The 5,133-nt window shown below is 62.8% G+C and carries 5 protein-coding genes; 1 reads left to right on the top strand and 4 read right to left on the bottom strand.

What is annotated here, in order from left to right; genetic code table 11:
• The 3 genes from EN935_RS21585 to EN935_RS21575 all read right to left on the bottom strand — a co-directional run.
• On the bottom strand, positions 1–716 hold a 716-nt coding region (locus EN935_RS21585), incomplete at its 3' end, for an ABC transporter permease (protein ID WP_164771249.1).
• The gene (locus EN935_RS21580; protein WP_127264585.1) at positions 713–2,281 is read right to left on the bottom strand and encodes an ABC transporter ATP-binding protein; all 1,569 of its coding nucleotides are present in this window, start codon (positions 2,279–2,281) and stop codon (positions 713–715) included. The genes EN935_RS21580 and EN935_RS21585, both read right to left, overlap by 4 nt.
• A 77-nt stretch (positions 2,282–2,358) precedes the next feature.
• Complete coding sequence (locus tag EN935_RS21575) at positions 2,359–3,333, bottom strand: BMP family protein (protein ID WP_245462910.1); 975 nt, start codon at positions 3,331–3,333, stop codon at positions 2,359–2,361.
• Between the two features lie 154 nt (positions 3,334–3,487).
• Between EN935_RS21575 and EN935_RS21570 the strand changes: the two genes are divergently transcribed.
• Positions 3,488–3,913 (top strand): hypothetical protein, encoded by a 426-nt coding sequence (locus EN935_RS21570; RefSeq protein WP_127264587.1) that lies wholly within the window; start codon positions 3,488–3,490, stop codon positions 3,911–3,913.
• Positions 3,914–3,949: 36 nt separating this feature from the next.
• On the opposite strand, the gene EN935_RS21565 is transcribed toward EN935_RS21570, so the two are convergent.
• Positions 3,950–4,960, bottom strand: a complete 1,011-nt coding sequence (locus tag EN935_RS21565; RefSeq protein ID WP_127264588.1) for an ABC transporter substrate-binding protein — start codon at positions 4,958–4,960, stop codon at positions 3,950–3,952.
• Positions 4,961–5,133 lie beyond the last annotated feature (173 nt).

Genomic DNA, 5,133 nt, shown 5'->3' with positions numbered 1-5,133 from the left:
ATCCTCAGCTTCAGCCCGAACGCCGTGCGCGTCATCACCAGATGCACGATGACGATCGCCGCCAGCCCAAGCAGCAGGCCACTGGTGATGGTCGTTTCGAACAGTCGCGGCAACCGGTCTTCCACCGGCAGCGTGCGCGTCTGCGGCACGGTCGTGTTCGGGTCGCGAAACGCCAGCTTGACCAGCACATTGGCGAGCGACGTGCCGAGGAACGTCATCATCAGCGTGGTGATGATCTCGTTGACGCCCTGATAGGCACGTAGCAGGGCCGGCACCAGCGACCAGATCATCGCCACCACCATGGCGATGAGGAATGAGCAGAACAGCGCCAGCCAGGCTGGCATGATCTGCACGAACACGGGAGCGCTGGCCGCCGCCGTCACCGCGCCAAGTAGGAACTGCCCGTCGCCGCCGAGATTCCACATGCCCGCGCGAAAGGCCACGATCAGGCCGGCGGCAAGAAACAGCAGCGGCGCCATGCGCGTCAGCGTCTGCTGGATGCCGAGCGGCGAGAACAGTCCTTTCTCCAGCACGAAGCCATAATAGGCGAGCGGGTCGACGCCTACTGCAAGCAGGATACAGCCGGCTATGACGAGAGCGGCAAGGATCGGGCCGAGCGTCATCAGCATCCGATGCAGGATGTCGCGGCGTGTCACTGTCCCGCTCGTGGCATCGAGTGCAGTAGCACTGACCGTGGGTGCGGTGTCGATGCTCATGCGGCAAGTCCGATCATCAGGCGACCGACCTTGGTGCGGGCGTCGTCGGCATTCTCGACGGTACCGACCAGCGCTCCGTTCGCGATGACGGCTATACGGTCGCACATACCAAGCAATTCCTCGAGGTCGGTGGAGATCAGCAGCACGGCAAGGCCACGCGCTGCCGTGTCGCGGATGCGCTGGCGCGACGCCAATGTGTTGGCGAGATCGAGCCCATAGGTCGGTTTGTTGAAGATGACCACCTTGGCGCCCTCAGCCAGTTCTCGCGCCAGAAGCACCTTCTGGATGTTGCCGCCGGACAGCCGCGCGACCGGCGTCTTCAGGCTCGGCGTGCGCACATCGTATTCGCGCACGAGCTGGGCGGCGCGCTTGTCGATCTCCGCGCGCTGCTCGACGCCGTTGCGCCAGAACGGGGCCGCGCCGACCTGCTTGAGGAAGAAGTTGATCGAGACGGGGAAGGTGCCGACAGTGCCCTCGCCCAGCCGGTCGTCGGTCAGGTAGCGAAGGCCGCGCCGGCGGCGCTCGCCGACGCTCAGCGTCTCGATGGCGGCGCCGTCCAGCCGCACCGAGCCGCTGGTGGCTGTGCGCTGGCCGGCCAGCGCTTCCGCCAGCTGCTTCTGGCCGTTGCCGTCGATGCCGGCGATGCCCAGGATCTCACCCGGGCGGATGTCGAAGGAGATCGACGACAGGCCTGGCGCATTGTCCGTCGGTGCAACCGTCAGATCCGCGACCTGAAGCAGCGGGGCCGTTCCGGCGCGGGCAGTGCGGACAGGACGCTCGACAGCTTCCGGGTCATCCTTCTGCTTGCCGAACATCAATTCCACGATCTCCGAGATGATCTCCTGTTCGCCCAGCGCACGAAACCGCTCGGGCGGGATCTCGCCGACCTTGCGGCCGAGCTTCAGCACCGAGATGCGGTCGCCGAAGGCAGCCGCCTCCTTGAGCTTGTGGGTGATGAAGACGATCGCCAGGCCCTGCTCGACGAGGCGGCGCATCAGCGCGCCCAGTTCGTTGATGCCTTTCGGCGTCAGCATGGAGGTGGACTCGTCAAGGATGAGCAACCGGCTGTTGCGCAGCATCGCGCGCAGAATCTCGACCTGCTGCTGCTCGCCGAGCGACAGCTCCGATACCTTGGCATGCAGCTTGACGGTGATGCCGAGCGTGCTGGTGATCTCGGCGACCCGCGCCGCCAGTTCCTCGGTCCTGGGGCGGCGCCACCACGGCCCGCCAAGCAAGAGGTTTTCCGCCACCGTCAGCGTCGGCACCAGCATCATATGCTGGAATACGGTGCCGATGCCGAGTGCCAGCGCATGGCGCGGCGAGGTGATCGGGGTCGGTTTGCCGTCGACCAATATGCGTCCTTCATCCGGCTGCTGCAGGCCGGACAGCATGCCGATCAATGTCGATTTTCCAGCGCCGTTCTCGCCCAGCAGCACATGCACTTCGCCCGGGCGGATCGACAGGTCGACGCTGTCATTGGCGACTATGCCGGGGAACCGTTTGGTCACGCCTTCAAGCGCGACAATGTCGCGCCCGGCAACGGACGATGAAGAAAGACTGCTCATGAAAGCCCAGCACCAAAAAACGGGAATCGTCCGGAGGGGTGAACGGATCACCCCTCCGGCAGCTGACCGTGATCGCCTTACTGGGCGACGCTGGTCATCAGTGCCCTGACGGCGGCTGCGTCATAGACCGGATCGACCTTGATCTTGCCGGAAATGACGTCTTCGCGCAGCGCCTGGATTTCCGTCCAGACATTATCCGGGATCGCAGCGGTTTTCAGCAGCTTGACCGAGTCGTCCTTGAGGCCGATCGTATAGTGTTTGGTGCCGAACGTGTCGGCTTTCAGGTCGGCAATCATCGCCGCATAGACCGGCTCGATGTTCCACACCACCGACGACAGCAGGAAGCCCTTGTCGATCGGCGACTTGTCGCCGATGACGTCGATGAAATAGACCTTGCCGCCATCGGCTGCCTTGGTCGTCTCGACAGCCTGCAGCATGCCGAAGCTCGAACCGTTGCCCTGGCCGAAGATGATGTCGGCGCCCGATGCGATCACGCTTTCGGTGACGCGTTTGCCACCGGCCGCATCGCTGTAGGCGGCCGGGCCGATCACCGCATAGGTGATCTTGACGTCCGGGTTTTCCGCCTTCACGCCTTGCGCGAACGCTGCCGACTGCGAATTCCATGATGGCGGTTCGCCCGAGACGACGATGCCGACCGACTTGGAGCGCGACACCTTGGCGGCGAGGCGACCGGCGAGATAGGCGCCCTCGTGGCCGCTCAGCGTGTAGTCGGCGACGAGGCCCTTCTCCAGGCCGTTCGGCGTGTCGACGATCGCCACCGGAACTTTCAGTTCCTTGGCGATTTCGGGAGCCGAGGTGTTGTAGCCGCTGGCATGGGCGATCAGCAGGCTGGCGCCGTCGGAGGCAAGTTCCCGCAAGGTCGGACGAACGTCGCCATAGCCGAGGCCCTGGGCCACGACCACTTCGACGCCGGCGGCCTTGCCCGCCGCCTTGGCGGCGTCGATGCCTTGCTGGTTCCAGCCATAGTCCGTGCCTTCTTCGGGCGTCAGGATGGCGATCGACTTGACCTCGCCGGCAAGCGCGCCGCTCATCAAGACACCAGTCAATATAACTGCACTTATACTGCTCTTAAGAAGCTTTAACATGTTACCCTCTCTGTTGTTTTACCAATCAATATTCTTATTGTTATTGCGCGAAAGCGAGATAGACTGCCTAGGGAAAAATTACATATGGAGCTCAGGCAAAGTGAAGATCCGTTATGCCCTTCCGGTGATGTTGGCGTTATCGTCCTTCGCCAACGCGGTTGAGTTGCACCATGTCACCGTCCGCACCGGCACTGACGGGCTCGACATGGTTCCGTTGACGATTTCGAATGCGGGCAGCGAAGGCCTGTCCTGCAACGCCGACTTCGCCCACTGGTATTCGGCCGGGATCGCAACGGTCGAACCGGGCAAGAGCGCTCGCATCGAACTCTGGTTCGATGCGAGGACCGGCACGTTCACGATCCTCAACGACAAGCGCGAGAACCTGCCCGTCGAGCGGCTATGGTGCGGTCTAGAGGGCCGCGCATATGCCACCCGCGTGCAGGTCACGCTCGACCGCACCGATGCGGCGAAAGGCAAGCGTGATGTGTCCTGCGCCATGGCGCAGGACAGTCTGGTCTGCCGGTAGGCGCTCATCGACCTGCCCGTTTGAACATCGTGCGCCCTATTCCTTCGCCAGGAATGTGTCGGTGAAGACATCGTCCGCCGACAGAGCCGCCTTGAGCACGCCCTGATCCGTCAGCGTCTTCAAGGTCTCCTCCCACTGTGTCTTCGTCATCCAGCCGAGACCGTGTTCCTTGGTGTCGGGGCTGCTGAACGTTGATGCGATGTCGGCGTTGATCTGCGCCAGCAGCACACCCTTCTTGTCCGCATAGCCGGGTGCTGCCTTGGCGGTGATCTCGGCAGCCTCTTCCGGATGCGCGACGACATAGTCGAACGCCTCCCGGTAGGCCTTGACGAAGCGGCGCACGACATCAGGCTTGTCCTTGATCATCGCCTGCGAGGTGAACAGGCCCGAGCCATAGGCCTTCCAGCCGTAGTCCGCCCCCATCATGATGCTGAGCGAGCCTGGGCCGCCGGCCTTGGCCTCAAGTTCGGGAACCTCGGCGTCGACATAGCCGACGACCGTCTGAACCCGGCCTAGAAGCAGATAGCTTTCATAGGGCGGCGAGACGCTGTTCAGCGTCATGTCCTTTTCGGTCAGGCCATTGGCGGCCAGGAAGCCCTTGAAGAAGATGTAGGTGGAGCCGGCCGGATGAATTCCGATGGTCAGTCCCTTGAGGTCGGACGGCTTGGTGAGCTTCAGTGTCTTGGTCAGCGAAATGATGCCCAGCGGCGAGTGCTGATTGACGGCCACCAGCGCCACGACCGGAACATTCTGCGACCGTGCGACGGCAAGCGTGGGAAGATCGCCGAACCCGAAGTCCGCGTTCTCATTGCCCACCAGCCGCATTGCGTCCGGCGAGCCGGATCCCTTGCGGATCTCGGCCACATCGATGTCGTTCTTTGCGAAGAAGCCCTTTTCCTTGCCGACGAAGAACAATGCGTGATTGCCGCGCACCACCCAGTCGAGCTGGACGTTGACCTTGTCGGCAGCCAGAGCAGCGCTGGAAAAGCCGAGTGCTGTGACAAATGCCGCGACGGTAGCGGCCTTGATAAGTGAGCGTCTCAGCATTTTTTGTTCCCTTTTATGAATTTGGTTGATCGAGCGGGCCTAGGACTGGCTGAATTTCGGCGCCCACGGCACCACGATGCGTTCGAGAATTTCGGCGGCGTAGTAAAAGGCGATGCCAAGCACGGAAACGAGCAGCAGCGCCGCGAAGACCAGCGCTGTGTCGAGCTGGGTTG

Source organism: Mesorhizobium sp. M7D.F.Ca.US.004.03.1.1 (assembly GCF_003998635.1).
GTDB lineage: Bacteria > Pseudomonadota > Alphaproteobacteria > Rhizobiales > Rhizobiaceae > Mesorhizobium > Mesorhizobium loti.
Note: the sequence above shows the minus strand (reverse complement) of the source record. Positions and strands in the feature narration are given on the sequence as shown.